This is a genomic window from Pseudomonas sp. LABIM340 (assembly GCF_040017195.2).
Taxonomy (GTDB): Bacteria; Pseudomonadota; Gammaproteobacteria; order Pseudomonadales; family Pseudomonadaceae; genus Pseudomonas.
In genome coordinates this window covers 3496620-3511447 of record NZ_CM200227.1, presented here as the reverse complement: position 1 = coordinate 3511447, position 14828 = coordinate 3496620, and the positions used below count along the sequence as shown (strand labels likewise).

Sequence of the window (14828 nt, the reverse complement as noted above, 5' to 3'; positions counted from 1 at the left end):
AGCTTTATGTGACGCGCCGGCGGGAAAAAACCGGAAAAATCCTTTCGATCTTTTTTGTTGCTGAGTGACGGCGGCAGAAAAGGGCGGCCATCCGGGCCGCCGCGCCGTCAGTGCATTGCCATGCCGGAACCGCCCCGCGGCGCCGTGGCGTGGTGGTCTTTGATCTCCACGATCTGCCCGGCGCTCATGCGCAGCAGGCGGTCGGCGACGTCGAAATAGCGGTCGTCGTGGGAGATCACGATCAGCGTCTTGCCCTGGGCGCGCAGCTCAGGCAGCAGCTCGGTGTAGAAAATCCGGCGGAATTCCGGGTCCTGATCCGCTGCCCATTCGTCGAACACCAGCACCGGGCGCTTCTCCAGCCATGCCTGTACCAGCGCCAGGCGCTTGCGCTGGCCGGTCGAGAGGTCGGTGGTGGAGAACTCCTGGCCTTCAAGGCTGACCTTGTGGGCGATCTCCAGGCGCTCCAGATAACGGCCGGCTTCGGCCGGGATGTCCTGGCTGCCCTTGAGCAGGTCTTCGAAGAGGAAATAGTCGGCGAAGATGGTGGTGAACAGCTGGCGGTAATCGTCGCGGCCGGCATCGGTCACCGGCTCGCCGTTGAGCAGCAGCTCCCCGCCGCGTGGGGCGTAGAGGCCGAGCAGCAGCTTGATCATCGTGGTCTTGCCGCAACCGTTCTCGCCGGCAATGAAGAGGATTTCGCCACGGCTGACCTTGAGGTTCAGCGGGCCGACGCCAAATCCACGGGAGCCGTCGTCGGTGGGGTAGTGGTACGCCAGCTCGCGCAGCTCGATGGACTGGAAGTCCAGCGGCTTGCGACCGTCATCGGCCAGCAGCAGGTTCGGCTCCGGCGAGGAGAAACGCACCGACAGCTCGGCAATGCGGCGGAACGCGACCTGGGCGCGGGTCACCACTGGCAGCTGGCCGATCAGGCCCTCCAGCGGCCCCTTCATATACAGCAACACCAGAATGAAACCGGACAGGGTGGCCTGGTCGGTGCTCGGCCACAGCGACTGGTAGGCCAGCGCCACGCCGATGACGATGAAGAACAGCGTCGAGCCGAAACCCTTGGCGACGTTGAACAGGTTGATCGAGCGCAGCTGGATGTCACAGATTTCGTCGGCGGTACCCTGCAGGCGTTCGCTGTAGTGCTGGAAGCGCCGCGGACGGCTGATGCGTAGCTCCTTCGCGCCCTCGGCGATGGCGCGGTAGTGCTTCTGCAGTTCGTCTTCCTTGTCCCGCGCCTCGAAGAACCCCTTGATGCCCTTGGCCCGCGCGACGTATTGCACGGCGCTGCCGACGACGATGGCGATGGCGGTGGCGAGGAACATCGGCGGCGACAGCCAGGCCAGGTAGCCCAGGCAGCCGAGCGTGGTGGTCAGTGCGACCGCCAGCGGCGCGAAGGCGAAGGCGAAGTCGCTGATGGTGTCGATGTCGTGGGTCAGCACCGGGATCAGCCGGTGGCTGCGGTAGCGCTCGATCTGCTCGATGGGCGCGGAGATGATCTTGCTGCCCAGGTCCTTGCGCAGCCGCGCGATCACGTGCTGGCCGACGTAGTTGGTGCCCATGTCGGAAATGATCGAGCCCAGCAGCGCCAGCACGCACAGCCCGGCGAAGCCCAGCAGCAGGCCGGCGGGCATGTCGCCTTGCGAATGCAGGCTGTAGTTGATGGTGGCGAGCAGCGCAGTGATGGCCGAGCCGCCGAGAATCCCCAGCAGGGTGGCGGCGGTCAGCGGCAGCCAGTGCGGCCGCAGCAGTTTGAGCATCTCGCGAAAGGCGCTTGGAGCGGGAATTTGCATCGTCTTTTCCTGGACCCGGCCTGCCAGGGGGCAGGCCGCACAACGGGGCGAGACGGCGCGCGAGTCAGGAAATCATCGGCAAATCCGAATCGTTCCTATCAAGACGAATGAGCGTAGGAAAAACTGAAGAGAATTTGCGAAAGCCTCTCAAACAGGCGGGAGTGGATTCGTCGGTTCTCGGTCGCTAGACGGCGGATAACGCTGGCGCGTTATCCGCCCTACGGGAAGTCACGGTGCGGCAGTGTAGGGCGGATAACCCGGAACGGCTTATCCGCCAGCCTGGCTAGAGCTGCGCGTAACGGCTGGCCAGTACGGTGCGGCCCTGGTTGTCCTTGCGCAGCTCCACCGGCAGCACCTTGGGCAGCGAGTCCACCAGCGCCTGCAGGTCGTCGGTGCGGTAGATGCCGCCGATACGCATGCCGGCAACGGTGGCATCGTCGAGGAACACCGGCTGCTTGAGGTAGCGATTGATCAGCGGGATGGCCGACTGCAGCGTCAGGTCATCGATCACCAGCTTGCCTTCGATCCAGGCAATGGCGCCGGCGGGCGCGACCTGGGCCAGTTCGATGCGCTGGCTGCCCTGGCTGTAGCGCGCCTGCATGCCCGGCGTGAGCTGGGCGCTGTTGCCGTCGACATTGTCGGGCGGGCTGACCACCACCGAGCCTTCGAGCAGGGTGACCAGCATCTGGTGCGGGTCGGTCCAGACGTTGAAGCGCGTGCCGGTGACCCGCACGCTGCCGTTGTCGGTGTAGACCGAGAAGGGTTGCAGGGTGTCGTGGGTCACCCGGAAGTACGCCTCGCCGCCGCTTTTCAACCAGGCGCTGCGGCGGTCGCGGAAGTCGGCGAAGAACAGTTGCGAGTTGCTGTTGAGCTCGACTTTCGAGCCGTCGGCCAGTTCCACCTCGTGTGCGCCGGGCTGCGCGGCGTAGTAGCCGACCTTCGAGGGCAGCCAGCCGGCGGACCAGCCTGCCGACCACACGGCGCCGATGGCCACCAGCACTCCAGCAGCCACAGCGGCGATGCGCTTGCCGCTGCGAGGGCGGCGATCGTTGCTGCGGGGACGGCGGCCGCTCAGTGGCGCTGGTGCTGTCGTTGCCATGGATGCGGGTGCGGGCGCGATTTGCGGGGTCGGCGGCAGCAGTTCCGAGAGCTGCCAGATTTCCAGCATCGCCTGGTATTCGACCTCGTGCCGCGCGTCGAGCGCGAGCCATTGCGCGAACTCGGCGCGCTCGGCATCGCTGCACTCTTCGTCGTGCAGACGCGCGCACCAGTGCGCAGCTTCGGCGCTGATGCGGTCATCGTCGAGCGGGGAGGGGGAGCTGGTCATCGGGAATCTCGGTAAGGCCGTTTGCGGCCGATATCACACTTTCTTTTCGCGTTGATGCGAGTGATTATAAATAAGCCTGACTCGGACTGTCAGCAGGCGCCTGCAGCCTCGACTGTTTTTCATAGGATGCCCGACGGGGTGGAAAGCGCGTTCATCCGGTATTACAAGGAACTGGTCCTGTACCTCAATCGCAGTCTTGGCGATCGCCAGGCGGCTGCCGATGTGACACAGGAAGCCTTCCTGCGCCTGCTCGACCGCAAGGGTGACGAGCATATCGAACAACCCCGTGCATTTCTCTATCGCACGGCGGTCAACCTCAGCATCGACCTGCACCGGCGCGGCCGCGTGCGCCGTACCGAAGAGCTGGAAACCCTCGACCGCGAAGGCTGCCTCGACGAGCGTTGCCCGCAGGAAGAAGCCAGCCGCCAGCAGCAACTGCAATTGCTTCAGCGCGCCCTCGGCGAATTGCCCGAAGCTTGTCGCCGTGCCTTCGTGCTGCGCAAGGTCGAGGGCTGCAGCCATGTCGAAATCGCGCAGACCATGGGCATCTCCCGCGACATGGTGGAGAAACACATCGTCAACGCGATGAAGCATTGCCGGCTGCGCCTGAAAGCCTGGAGCGGTCAGGACTGAAGCCCTCTTTTCATTGTTGCCTGGGGAGCCGCCTCGCGAACCGCACTGCACAGAGCCAGCCTCGATCGCCGCGGCCCCTTTACCTACACAGACGCATGGAAAGGCTCAGGAATTAGTCCCACGCGGCCCGCGCGGGTTTTCCGGGAAAGATTCCGCCCTCGATAGCTGACCGTCATTCTGAAATTTTCATGACTTAGTGAGAATCATTCTAAATTTCGCCCAGCCTGTCTCGTCTCTCCAGATAACGCGCTATCGACAGCGCAAATCATGGGCGACACGCGGGAGCGAGCGCCGACCGCCGGCTGGCGGGGCGCTCCGGGCAGAGCAGTAAGCCGCCGACTCCCGCGTGGTCACGCCCCACGGCCATCGCGATACAGGACATTGGCACCATGACCCAGATGATCACCCCGACCTACGACGTGCTCGGCATCGGTTTCGGCCCCTCCAACCTGGCGCTGGCGATCGCCCTGCAGGAGCAGGCGCGACGCGAGGGTCGCCACTACCACGCGCTGTTCCTCGACAAGCAGGCCGACTACCGCTGGCACGGCAACACCCTGGTGGCGCAGAGCGAGCTGCAGATTTCCTTCCTCAAGGACCTGGTGACCCTGCGCAACCCCACCAGCCCGTACAGCTTCGTCAATTACCTGCACGCCATGGGCCGGCTGATCGACTTCACCAACCTGGGCACCTTCTACCCGTGCCGCATGGAGTACAACGACTACCTGCGCTGGGTCAGCGAGCAGTTCGCCGAGCAGCGCGTCTGCGGCGAGACCGTCAGCCGCGTCGAGCCGGTGCAGGGGCCGGATGGCATCGAGCTGGTCAAGGTGCTGTCCACTGACGCCCGTGGCCACGAGCGCTTCCGCCTGGCGCGCAGCGTGGTGGTCAGCACCGGCGGCACGCCGCGCTTCCCGTCGGCCTTCAGTCACCTGCGTGACGACCCGCGCGTGTTCCACCATGCCCGCTACCTGGAATGCATGGCCAGGCAGCGCTGCAACCAGAACGAGCCGATGCGCATCGCGGTGATCGGCGGCGGCCAGAGCGCGGCCGAAGCCTTCATCGACCTGAACGACAGCTTCCCCTCGGTGAAGGTCGACATGGTCCTGCGCGCGGCGGTGCTCAAGCCGGCCGACGACAGCCCCTTCGTCAACGAAATCTTCGCCCCGCGCTACACCGACCTGGTGTTCAACGAGCCCAAGGCCGAGCGCGAGAAGCTGATCCAGGAGTTCCACAACACCAACTACTCGGTGGTGGACCTGGACCTGATCGAGCGCATCTACGGCATCTTCTATCGCCAGAAAGTGGCCGGTGTGGATCGCCATGCCTTCCTTTGCCGCCGTAATGTTGAGGCGGCGAAGGCTGACGCCGATGGCATCGAGCTGACCCTGCGCGACAGCGCCACTGGCGCGGTGGAAACCCATCGCTACGACGCAGTGATCCTCGCCACCGGCTACGAGCGCAAGTCGCACCGCGAACTGCTCGCACCGCTGCAGGACTATCTCGGTGACTTCGAAGTCGGTCGCGACTACCGCGTGCTGGCCGACAAGCGCCTGCATGCCGGCATCTACCTGCAGGGCTTCACCCAGGACAGCCACGGCCTGAGCGACACGCTGCTGTCGGTGCTGCCGATGCGCGCGCAGGAAATCGCTGCGTCGATGTTCGAACACCTGCCGCCGCACGAAACCGCGCACAAGCCGGCGCGCCCGCTGACTGCGGAAAGCGCCTGACCCGCAAGGCCCGGAATCGATGTCCGGGCCGACTAAATTTCGGCCGACCCTGCTCGTCATACGGGCGGGGTCGTTGCATTCACGAAAAGGGGACCCACCATGACGCCCAGTTTTTCCCTGCCGCTGCCCGATGGCCGCAAGCTCTCCGCTGACCACGGCACCCAAGGTCTGACGCTGCTGCTGGACGGCCAGCCGTTGTTGAGCGCGCAACGCGAAGGCGAGTGCTGGCAGCTGAGTTCAGTGCCAACCACGGAGGCGCTGTGGGCGCTGGCCTATTGGACCTTCGCCGGCGATGCGCAGAGCGAGCGCGTGCAGTTCGCCGCCGGCAACGTTCCGGTTGAAGCATTCGAGCAAGGCCTGGTGAGCCTCGGCGAGGTCGGCGGGCGCGTGCAGATCGAACGCAGCGCGTTCTGGCAGCTGGGGGCTGCCTGGCACAAGGGCTTGGCCAGTGCCAACTACCCGCAGGTCTATCGCCTGAGCGGCGGCCGCCGCCACCCGCTGCGCGCGCCCAAGCCGCAGGGCGAGGTCTATCGCCGCTTCGACGCCAAGCTGGGTCAGTGGATTTCCCTGCGCACCCTGGACATCGAACTGGACCTGGAGCGCTTCAGTCGCTGGCAGAACAGTCCGCGCGTGCTGGAGTTCTGGCAGGAAGGCGGCACCCTTGAGCAACATCGCGCCTATCTGGAAAAAGCCGCCGCCGACCCGCACACCACCACCCTGATCGGCTGCATCGACGATGAGCCTTTCGCCTACTACGAAGCCTACTGGGCCAAGGAAGACCGCATCGCGCCGTTCTACGAAGTGGGCGACTACGACCGTGGCATCCACATGCTGGTGGGCGAAGAAAGCCATCGTGGCCCGCACAAGGTGGAAAGCTGGATGACCGCGCTGGTGCACTACCTGCTGCTGGACGACCCGCGCACCCAGCGCATCGTCGCCGAGCCGCGAGCCGACAACGCGAAGATGATCGGCCACATGCAGCGTCTGGGCTTCTGGCGCGAGAAGGAATTCAACTTCCCGCACAAGCGCGCCGCGCTGATGGTGCAGAGCCGGGAAACCTTCTTCGAGCGTTGTGGCCTGTGCTGACAGCGGTTCGTTGCGTGCCTGAGGGCTGCCGGTGATCGCAGCCCTCGCTCCCCTGTATTTCGGCGAGTTCGCCAGCTACCGCGAGGTGCTGGTGACCCGCGACGATCCCCGTCCTTCGATCCCGGCGCGCGCCTTGCTGGAGCGGGAGATGCTCGACAGCGTGCTGCGCCGCTTCGACCCGCCCCATGCCGATGGCGACCGCCGCGCGCTGGCTTCGCAGTGGTCCAAGTGGTACCTGGTGCGTCTCATCCCTCCGGTGGTGGCTGCCGCGCTGGTGCTCGGTCGCACACTGCCGCTGGCATTCGATGAGGTGGAGGTGGTGCTGGATGCCCAGGGCATTCCCGAGGCATTCAAGTTGCCGGGGGAGGGCGGACCCTTCGCCGCGCCGCCGGGCGATCCGTTCAAGCGCTTCGCCCATCTGCTGGAAGGCCACCTGCAGCCCTTCATCCAGACACTGGCCGCCGAGGCGCGCCTGTCGCCCAAGGTGCTCTGGAGCAATGCCGGCAACTACTTCGAATGGTTCATCGGCGAGATGGCCAGGCTGCCGCCGCTGGCCCCGATGCTCGGCCATGGCCGTGAACTGCTGGAGACCGAGCGTCGCCCGGACGGTACACGCAACCCGCTATTCAAGCCGATCCAGTACGTCGAGGTTTCGTGCGAGCAGCGGGCCAACGGGCTATGGCGGCAACGGCGAACCTGCTGCATTCGCTATCGGCTGGGCACCATCGGCCATTGCGACAACTGCCCGCTGATCGACGAGCCGCCGCCGGAAGCGAGCGATCTGTAACGCACCCTGCGCCGGCATGACACACGTCTACCTGTAGGAGCGGACCATGCCCGCGACCGGCGCTTCCGCTCACAGGGGAATCTCGGTGGCGCACGGACGTAGGATGGTGTGGAGCGCAGCGATACCCATCGATATCCGCGCACCCGCAGCAGCATGGGTATCGCAAGCTCCACCCATCCTACAAATCTTCTCGCCGGGGAGGGCGGTGGTTCGCCCCTATAGGGGCTCAGCGCAGGTAGCTGATCGGCGACCCATCCACCGGGTTGTTCAGCACGCCCATGGGAATCCCGTAGATGTCTTCCAGCGTCTCCCCGCGCATCAGCTCCGCCGGGGCTCCCTGGGCCAGCAGGCGGCCGCCGTGCAGGGCGAGCAGGTGGTCGCAGTAGCGCGCCGCCATGTTGATGTCATGCAGCACCACCAGCACGCCCAGGCCCAGCTCGCGGCTGAGTTCGTGGACGCGGGAGAGCACCTCGACCTGGTGGGCGATGTCCAGCGCCGAAGTCGGCTCGTCCAGCAGCAGGTAGCGGCTGTTCTGCGCCAGCAGCATGGCCAGCCAGACGCGCTGGCGTTCGCCGCCGGAGAGCAGGTCCACTGGGCGGTCGGCGAAGGCGAGGGTATCGGTGAGGTCCAGCGCGCGATCGATCTGCTTGCGGTCCTCACCGGTGAAGCGTCCCAGTGCGCCGTGCCAAGGATAGCGGCCGAAGGCGACCAGCTCGCGCACGGTCAGGCCGTCGGTCTGCGGCAGCTGCTGCGGCAGGTACGCCACCTGGCGCGCGAAGTCGCGGTTGCCCCAGTCCCGCAGCGGCTTGCCGTCCAGGCGGATGCTGCCGCCGCTGGCTTGTTGCTGGCGGGCCAGCAGCTTGAGCAGGGTGGACTTGCCCGAACCGTTGTGGCCGATCAGGCCGATCATGTTGCCGTCGGCCAGCTGCAGGCTCAGCGGTTGCAGGAGGGTGCGACCGGGGACGCTGAAACTGACATTTTCCAGTTCGAACATGGGGTCATCCGTAGGGGCAGCGAGGCCGGAAAAAGCGGGAGCCCGACTCTAATCCAATTGCTAATGGTTATCAATTTTCAAGGGCGCTGCGGAACCGTCGGATTGATTGCCTGTCACTGTCGCAAACCGCTTATGATTCAACGCTGTAACTGATCTGGTAGGGCCCATGGAGTCTGCTGTCGAACGCTACAAGCGGCTGGTTGCCGAAGCCCTTGCGCGTTATTTCCCCCGTACCACCGAATACCTGCGCGCCGAGCGCGAGGCGGCGCAGCCCAAGGCCAGCGCGCGCGGCAAGGCAAAGGGCAAGGCGAAAGCGGCGGGCAAGGCGCCCGCCAAGCGCGGCGCCAAGGCCCAGAAGGATGGCGGCGCGCCTGCGCCCAAGCGCGTGCGCACTCCGGCCGTTGCCGGCATCTACGGCAGCGCCAGTGCAGCGGATGAGCAGCACGCCCTCGACATGCGCCAGCGCGTGGCCCAGGCGGCTGCCCACGGGATAGTCAGCCTGCCGTCGGACGAACAGTGGGCGATGATCCTCGCGCCCGAACCGCTGACCCGCATCTTCGCCGGCGCCGGCTCCGGCAAGTCCACCACGCTGGTGTTGCGGGTGGTCTACATGCTCTGCCACTTGGGGATGGATGCCGAGAAGGTGACGGTGATTTCCTTCACCAACGCTTCCTGCGCACAGCTGCGCGAGCAACTGGTGAAGGTGCTCGGCTACTGGGGCCATCCGTTCGATGCGGCGCAGGCGCGACAGTGCGTGCGCACCTTCCATTCGGCCATGGGCACCCTGGCGAAAGTCGCGCTGAAGAATCCGCGCTGGTTCGAGCAACTGGACGAGCGCGCCCCCGCCAGCGAACTGGACAACCCCCTGCTCGCCGGCCGCCTGCGACCGGCGCAGCAGCGCCTGCTCAAGCAGGTCTACCAGCAGTGCTACGCCGATCAGCCAGCGTTCCGCGCCCTGGCGCACCAGTTGCTGGAGCTGCCACCGCCGCCGCAAGCCGGCGAAGACGGCAAGCCGCCACGCATCGGCAAGGCGCCGCTGGATACCTTCAAACTGGCCGGCGAATTTACCGCGCTGCCGCTGTTCGAAGCCTTCTATGCACAATCCGGATTCATCGAAAGCATCGGCCTGCGCATCGATCAGTTGCAGCCGCAGAAACTCGCCTGCCCGCCGCGTGAGCGCCAGTTCATCGAGGCCCTGCAGCTGTTCTGGGCGGCCTTCGATGCGGCCTTGCAGGAGCAGGGCCTGCTGACCTTCAATCTGGCCTTCCAGCGCCTGACCGACCAACTCGGCGACGGCAAGCTGCCGGCCGAAGCGCTTGCGCCGTTCCAGCATCTGCTGATCGACGAGTTCCAGGATGTCTCGCCGCAGATCGTGCAATGGCTGCAGGCGCTGCACCGCGACCTCGCCAAGCGCGGCGAAGCCGTCAGCCTGATGGCCATCGGTGACGACTGGCAGTCCATCTACGCCTGGCGCGGCAGCTCGCCCGAGCTGTTCATGGACTTCGACCGGCACTTCCCCAGTAAGGGTCGGCGCAAGAGCCGCGTGTTGCTGCTGGAAACCAACTACCGCAGCATCGACCCGGTGATCCGCGACGGCGAGCGGGTGCTGGTGGGAGTAACCAACAAGCAGGCCAAGACCTGCCGCGCGTTCAAATCGGCGGAGGCGGGCGACCACGGGGTGAAGCTGGTGCAACGCTTTGACGCGCGCAACAGCCTGCCGCTGCTGCTGGAAGAAATCCGCAAGCAGTGCGAGCACGTCGCCGCGCGCGGCTCGCGGGAGAAAACCGCCGTGCTGTTGCTCAGCCGGCGCAATGAAACCCTGCAGACGATCCTTGGTGAGCTGGACCGCAAGCTGCCGGTGAAGGGCATGACCATCCACCGCGCCAAGGGTCTGCAGGCGGAAGTGGCGATCATCGTCGACGACTGCGCGCCGCCGGAGAAGCACCCGCTGCGCGGCGCGCTGTACGCGGCTTGCGGCTTCTTCGCCAGCAGCTACGACCAGGCCCAGCAGGACGAGCAGCTGCGCCTGGCCTATGTGGCGATCACCCGTGGCGTGAGCCGGGTCTTCTGGTTCACCCGCAAGGCCCAGGGGCCCACGGCGATCCTGGCGCTGCGGCGCAACGTGGAAACCGAGCCGGCCTGAGCCCGAAGAGAGCGATCAGTCGTCGCGGGTGAGGACTTCCAGCAGTTCGATCTCGAACAGCAGGTTGGAGTTGGGCTGGATGTGCGCGCCGACCTGGCGTTCGCCGTAGGCCAGGTGCGCGGGCACGAAGAGCTTGCGCTTGCCGCCGACCTGCATGCCCATCAGACCGATATCCCAGCCCTTGATCACCCGGCCGGTGCCGATCACGCACTGGAACGGGCGACCCTTGTCCCAGGACGAATCGAAGACGGTGCCGTCCTCCAGGGTGCCCTTGTACTGGGTGGTGATCAGGGCGCCCTTGACCACGGCCTTGCCGTCGCCGACGACGATATCTTCGATCTGCAGTTCGCTGCTCATGGCGTTCTCCGGTGCTGCGGGTGCGGCACGAGCGCCGCAAGGGCGTGCGTTTTCGCAGGAATGCCCGGCCTTTGCAAGTTGCCGTAGCGATCAGCCGATGGCCATCTCCCCGAGAATCCATTCGCGGAAGGCCTTGACGCGCGGCTCGTCCGCGCTGGCCTGCGGGTAGACCAGGTTGTAGGCATAGTCCTCGGCAACCCGCACGCCCAGTTCGAACGGCTGCACCAGCAGGCCCTGTTCCAGCTCGCGGGCGACCATGGCGTGGTCGGCCAGCCCGATCGCGCCGCCTTCGAGCACCGCCTGTACCACGTGGCTGGTGTCCTCGAAGGTGACGCAGCCGCTGGCGTCGAAGTCCTCCACGCCGGCCGCTTCCATCCAGCGTGACCAGTCCGGCCACGGTGCGCCTTCGGTTTCACACACCACATGGCACAGCGTGTGGGCCTGCAGGTCGCGCGGCTCGCGCAAGGGCGGGCCGTCTTCCAGCAGGCTCGGGCAGCACACCGGGACGATCTGCGTGTCGAACAGGCGCTCGGCCAGCAGGCCGGGATAGCGGCCGCTGCCGAAGCGGATGGCGAGGTCGATGTCGTCGACGGCGAAGTCGCGCAGCTCGTCACTGACATCGAAGCTGAGCTTCAGCCCCGGATGCAGCGCGCGGAACTGTGGCAGGCGCGGCAGCAACCAGTGGGTGGCGAAGCGCGCGGTGAGCGAGACCCGCAGTTGTTCCGAGGTGCGCGCCAGCCGCCGCGCTCGCACGGTGGCGCGATGCAGCAGGCCGAGGGATTCCGCCGCCGCTTCCAGCAGCAGGGCGCCCGCCGGGGTCAGCTGGATGCTGCGGCTGGTGCGCACGAACAGGCCGAGGCCGAGCTGGTCTTCCAGCTCCTTGATCTGGTGGCTGACCGCCGCCGGCGTGAGGCCGACTTCTTCCGCGGCGCGGGTGAAGTTCAGGTGGCGGCCGGCGGCCTCGAAGGTGCGCAGCGAGCGGATACCGGGAAAGGGGCGGCTCATCGATCTTCAAATCCTGTTTGATGATCCGTCGAGAAATACTCGTTTCTCCTGGCTTCGTCAAAGGCCGATAGTGATTCCACTTGATGCTGGATATGCAGATGTCCATGCAGTGAAACACCGAGCAGAGGAAGCCAAAGCCATGTCAGCCGCCATCCATCCCTACATCACCCAGCGCAACGCCCGTCCCGCCAGCGCCGACGACCTCGCACCGCTGGCCTTCGCCGGCTATGCCCATTTCACTGCCATGCAGGTGCGCGGCGGCGGCATCCGTGGTCTGGACCTGCACCTGGAGCGACTGCGCAATGCCTCGCTGCGGCTGTTCGGCCGGAGCCACACCGACGAGGAAATCCGCGCTGCCTTGCGTGCTGCACTGGAACAGGCGCCTGCGGAGACTTCGCTGATGGCGACGGTGTACTCGCCCGCCGGGGAGTTCACTGTCGCAGGGCCCGAGCACCGGCCCGAGCTGCTGGTGCGCACCGCGCCGCCGTCGGATGGTCCGCAGGGCCCGTTGTCGCTGGCCATCGCCGGGCACGAGCGGGTGCTGCCGGAGATCAAGCACGTCGGCGAGATCGCCAAGACCTGGTACCTGCGCGAGGCGGTGGCTGCCGGTTTCGATGATGCGGTGTTCACCGACCATCGGGGCCGCTTCAGCGAGGCGACCATCTGGAACCTGGCGTTCTGGGACGGAGAAACGGTGATCTGGCCGCGGGCGAGGATGCTCGCCGGCACCACCATGGGCATCCTCCAGCGCCAGCTGGAAAGGCTCGGCGCGCGCCAGTCGTCGCTGAGCATCGACCAGCAGGATCTGCCGCGACTGGCCGGCGCCGTGCTGATGAACTCCTGGACGCCAGCGGTGCCGGTGAGCCGCATCGGCGAGGTGGAGATTACGCCAGCGCCGGAGTTCGTCGAGCTGCTGCGCAGCGCCTTCGAGACGGAGCCTCGGGTGAAGCCCTGAAGGTACGCAGAAAGGTAGGGCGAATAACCTGGAACAGGTTATCCGCCGGCCACTCGGCGGATAACGCTGTCGCGTTATGCGCCCTACTGCGGGTTCTTGCTCGCGTACAGCGGCTCACTCCAGATGCGCGGCAAACCCACTGACATCGGGCTCGATCTCTTCGCGCAGGGTCAGCGCGGGAATGTCGTAATCACCGCCGTTCTGCCGGCGGAAGGGGATGGGTGCGGTGGTCTGGAGGTTGTCCAGACGCTCGCCCAGCTCCTGCTCGATCTGCGCGTAGCGCTGCGCATCGACACGGCTGGTGCGGTAGACCAGATAGGGTGGCAGTACGTCGAAACCGGGGTAGTGCAGCACACCATGGTGAATCGGGAAGAGCAGGTCGTCGATCGGCCCGTTGATGCCGCGCGCGCTGTAGTGCGATTCCCAACCGCCCGTGGTGACCACCAGCATGGCGCGCTTGCCGGCCAGGTTGCCTTCACCGTAGCGGTCGCCCCAGCGGGCATCGGAGTGCTCGCCGACGCCATAGGCAAATCCATAGGCGTAGACCCGCTCGAACCAGCCCTTGAGGATCGCCGGCATGGTGAACCACCACATCGGGAACTGCAGGATCACCGTGTCGGCCCAGCGCAGCTTTTCCTGCTCGGCGGCGATATCGCTGCTCTGCCGGCCGGCGGCGTAGGCGCGCTTGGAGTCCAGGGATGGGTCGAAACGCGCCTCGGGGTCGCGGTCGAGGCTGTCGGAGGCGTCCAACGTGGCTTTCCAGTTCATCGCGTAGAGGTCCGAGACCTGTACCTCATGGCCGGCGGCCTGCAGGCGGCGCACGGCGAAATCCTTCAGCGAACCATTGAGCGAGCGCGGTTCGGGGTGGGCGTAGACGATCAGTACATTCATGGCGGCTGCTTCCGTTGAGAGGGGGTGTGCGCAGGATGCGATTGCCGCAGGTATAGTGGAAATGAATATACGGAATCCCAGGTATATGAATGAATAATCTGCGCAGGCTCGACCTCAACCTGCTGGTGACCCTGGACGTGTTGCTTTCCGAGCACAACGTGACCCGCGCAGCGGAGCGGCTGAACTTCTCGCAGCCCTCGGTGAGCGTGCACCTGGCGAAGCTGCGCGACATCTTCGACGACCCGCTGCTGCTGCCCGGCCCGCGCGGCATGCGCCCGACGGCGCGGGCCGAATCCCTGCGCGGACCCTTGCGCATTGCTCTGGAGGCGCTGGAACAGGCGGTGGCGCCTTCGGCGCCTTTTGACCCGGCCCAGGCGGACAACACCTGGCGCATCGCCGCGACGGACTACGGCGAATCCACCATCCTGCTGCCGGCCTTGAGCGCCATTCGAGGCAGCGCGCCGGGCACCCGCCTGGCGCTGCTGGAGCTGTCGCCGCCGCGCATCGCCCGGCAGGCGGAGCAGGGTGATATCGACCTGGCCTTCCACACCACCGAAGGCAGCCCGCCGGGCATGCGCCGCCGCACGCTGTTCAGCGAGCGCTATGTGCTGGCCGGCCGCGCCGGGCACCCGAAGCTCAAGCGCAAGCCGAGCCTGGCGCAGTTCTGCCAACTGGAGCATGTGATGGTGTCGCCCGATGGCGGCGGCTTCAGCGGCGTGACCGACGAGACGCTGGCGGCGGCGGGCCTGAGCCGGCGCGTGGCGCTGTCGGTGCCGCATTTCCTCTTTGTCATCTCGGCGCTCGCCAGCAGTGACCTGGTGGCCATGGTGCCGGCGCGGCTGGTGCGGGATAACCCGGCGCTGCGTGTGGTGGAGTCGCCGGTGGAGGTGCCGGGCTACGAGATGTCGATGCTCTGGGACGAGCGCTCGCACCGCGACCCGGCGCATCGGTGGTTGCGGGAGCAGATTGCGGCATCGGTCTGACGGGGGGCTTTTCGTAGGAGCGAGGGGGACGCCTAGTTCTTGCTCGCGAATGGGCTTGCTGGCGGCATCACGGCTGGGCAAGCCCTCACCCCAGCCCTCTCCCAGAGGGAGAGGGCTGGGGTGAGGTGATTCAGCCTGCGGTGGATA

The 14828-nt window shown here is 66.2% G+C and carries 13 protein-coding genes; 7 read left to right on the top strand and 6 right to left on the bottom strand.

Annotated elements, in window-relative coordinates:
* Window positions 1-107: 107 nt before the first annotated feature.
* Together ABKS89_RS16105 and ABKS89_RS16100 are read right to left on the bottom strand one after the other, a co-directional pair.
* Complete coding sequence (locus ABKS89_RS16105) at window positions 108-1796, bottom strand: cyclic peptide export ABC transporter (protein WP_348586118.1); 1689 nt, start codon at window positions 1794-1796, stop codon at window positions 108-110.
* Window positions 1797-2079: 283 nt separating this feature from the next.
* On the bottom strand, window positions 2080-3123 hold the full coding sequence (locus tag ABKS89_RS16100) for a FecR family protein (RefSeq protein WP_348586117.1): 1044 nt from the start codon (window positions 3121-3123) through the stop codon (window positions 2080-2082).
* 126 nt (window positions 3124-3249) lie between these two features.
* Between ABKS89_RS16100 and ABKS89_RS16095 the strand changes: the two genes are divergently transcribed.
* The 4 genes from ABKS89_RS16095 to fhuF all read left to right on the top strand — a co-directional run bounded on the left by ABKS89_RS16095 (window position 3250) and on the right by fhuF (window position 7353).
* Complete coding sequence (locus ABKS89_RS16095; protein WP_518300943.1) at window positions 3250-3756, top strand: sigma-70 family RNA polymerase sigma factor; 507 nt, start codon at window positions 3250-3252, stop codon at window positions 3754-3756.
* Window positions 3757-4145: 389 nt separating this feature from the next.
* The gene (locus ABKS89_RS16090) at window positions 4146-5480 is read left to right on the top strand and encodes a lysine N(6)-hydroxylase/L-ornithine N(5)-oxygenase family protein (RefSeq protein ID WP_348586115.1); all 1335 of its coding nucleotides are present in this window, start codon (window positions 4146-4148) and stop codon (window positions 5478-5480) included.
* A gap of 99 nt (window positions 5481-5579) precedes the next feature.
* Window positions 5580-6566, top strand: a complete 987-nt coding sequence (locus tag ABKS89_RS16085; RefSeq protein WP_348586114.1) for a GNAT family N-acetyltransferase — start codon at window positions 5580-5582, stop codon at window positions 6564-6566.
* A 31-nt stretch (window positions 6567-6597) separates the two neighbouring features.
* Entirely contained in the window at window positions 6598-7353 is a 756-nt protein-coding gene (fhuF, locus tag ABKS89_RS16080; RefSeq protein ID WP_348586113.1) for a siderophore-iron reductase FhuF, read from the top strand.
* Between the two features lie 226 nt (window positions 7354-7579).
* On the opposite strand, the gene ABKS89_RS16075 is transcribed toward fhuF, so the two are convergent.
* The gene (locus tag ABKS89_RS16075; protein ID WP_138215640.1) at window positions 7580-8347 is read right to left on the bottom strand and encodes an ATP-binding cassette domain-containing protein; all 768 of its coding nucleotides are present in this window, start codon (window positions 8345-8347) and stop codon (window positions 7580-7582) included.
* Between the two features lie 166 nt (window positions 8348-8513).
* On the opposite strand from ABKS89_RS16075, the gene ABKS89_RS16070 reads away from it, so the two are divergent.
* Window positions 8514-10490, top strand: coding sequence for a UvrD-helicase domain-containing protein (locus ABKS89_RS16070; protein ID WP_348586112.1), 1977 nt, complete (start codon window positions 8514-8516; stop codon window positions 10488-10490).
* A gap of 15 nt (window positions 10491-10505) precedes the next feature.
* Here the strand turns inward: ABKS89_RS16070 and ABKS89_RS16065 are convergent, their stop codons facing one another.
* Together ABKS89_RS16065 and gcvA are read right to left on the bottom strand one after the other, a co-directional pair.
* A complete protein-coding gene (locus ABKS89_RS16065; protein ID WP_138215642.1) occupies window positions 10506-10847 on the bottom strand; it encodes an FKBP-type peptidyl-prolyl cis-trans isomerase in 342 nt (113 codons plus the stop codon).
* A 90-nt stretch (window positions 10848-10937) separates the two neighbouring features.
* The gene (gene gcvA / locus ABKS89_RS16060) at window positions 10938-11852 is read right to left on the bottom strand and encodes a transcriptional regulator GcvA (RefSeq protein ID WP_138215643.1); all 915 of its coding nucleotides are present in this window, start codon (window positions 11850-11852) and stop codon (window positions 10938-10940) included.
* A gap of 139 nt (window positions 11853-11991) precedes the next feature.
* On the opposite strand from gcvA, the gene ABKS89_RS16055 reads away from it, so the two are divergent.
* A complete protein-coding gene (locus ABKS89_RS16055) occupies window positions 11992-12807 on the top strand; it encodes an aminotransferase class IV family protein (RefSeq protein WP_348586111.1) in 816 nt (271 codons plus the stop codon).
* A 114-nt stretch (window positions 12808-12921) separates the two neighbouring features.
* Here ABKS89_RS16055 and ABKS89_RS16050 read toward each other — a convergent pair whose 3' ends face one another.
* Window positions 12922-13698 carry an NAD(P)H-dependent oxidoreductase gene (locus ABKS89_RS16050; RefSeq protein WP_348586110.1) on the bottom strand — a complete coding sequence of 259 codons (777 nt, stop codon included), beginning with the start codon at window positions 13696-13698 and terminating at the stop codon, window positions 12922-12924.
* A gap of 89 nt (window positions 13699-13787) precedes the next feature.
* On the opposite strand from ABKS89_RS16050, the gene ABKS89_RS16045 reads away from it, so the two are divergent.
* Window positions 13788-14681: a LysR family transcriptional regulator gene (locus ABKS89_RS16045; RefSeq protein ID WP_348586109.1), complete on the top strand. Its 894-nt coding sequence runs from the start codon at window positions 13788-13790 to the stop codon at window positions 14679-14681.
* Window positions 14682-14828: the final 147 nt, after the last annotated feature.

What these genes read in the sequence shown, in the direction of transcription:
- ABKS89_RS16105 (WP_348586118.1), bottom strand. Translation starts at nt 1,796, where the DNA reads ATGCAAATTCCCGCTCCAAGCGCCTTTCGCGAGATGCTCAAACTGCTG.
- ABKS89_RS16100 (WP_348586117.1), bottom strand. Translation starts at nt 3,123, where the DNA reads ATGACCAGCTCCCCCTCCCCGCTCGACGATGACCGCATCAGCGCCGAA.
- ABKS89_RS16095 (WP_518300943.1), top strand. Translation starts at nt 3,250, where the DNA reads ATGCCCGACGGGGTGGAAAGCGCGTTCATCCGGTATTACAAGGAACTG.
- ABKS89_RS16090 (WP_348586115.1), top strand. Translation starts at nt 4,146, where the DNA reads ATGACCCAGATGATCACCCCGACCTACGACGTGCTCGGCATCGGTTTC.
- ABKS89_RS16085 (WP_348586114.1), top strand. Translation starts at nt 5,580, where the DNA reads ATGACGCCCAGTTTTTCCCTGCCGCTGCCCGATGGCCGCAAGCTCTCC.
- ABKS89_RS16075 (WP_138215640.1), bottom strand. Translation starts at nt 8,347, where the DNA reads ATGTTCGAACTGGAAAATGTCAGTTTCAGCGTCCCCGGTCGCACCCTC.
- ABKS89_RS16070 (WP_348586112.1), top strand. Translation starts at nt 8,514, where the DNA reads ATGGAGTCTGCTGTCGAACGCTACAAGCGGCTGGTTGCCGAAGCCCTT.
- ABKS89_RS16065 (WP_138215642.1), bottom strand. Translation starts at nt 10,847, where the DNA reads ATGAGCAGCGAACTGCAGATCGAAGATATCGTCGTCGGCGACGGCAAG.
- gcvA (WP_138215643.1), bottom strand. Translation starts at nt 11,852, where the DNA reads ATGAGCCGCCCCTTTCCCGGTATCCGCTCGCTGCGCACCTTCGAGGCC.
- ABKS89_RS16055 (WP_348586111.1), top strand. Translation starts at nt 11,992, where the DNA reads ATGTCAGCCGCCATCCATCCCTACATCACCCAGCGCAACGCCCGTCCC.
- ABKS89_RS16050 (WP_348586110.1), bottom strand. Translation starts at nt 13,698, where the DNA reads ATGAATGTACTGATCGTCTACGCCCACCCCGAACCGCGCTCGCTCAAT.
- ABKS89_RS16045 (WP_348586109.1), top strand. Translation starts at nt 13,788, where the DNA reads ATGAATAATCTGCGCAGGCTCGACCTCAACCTGCTGGTGACCCTGGAC.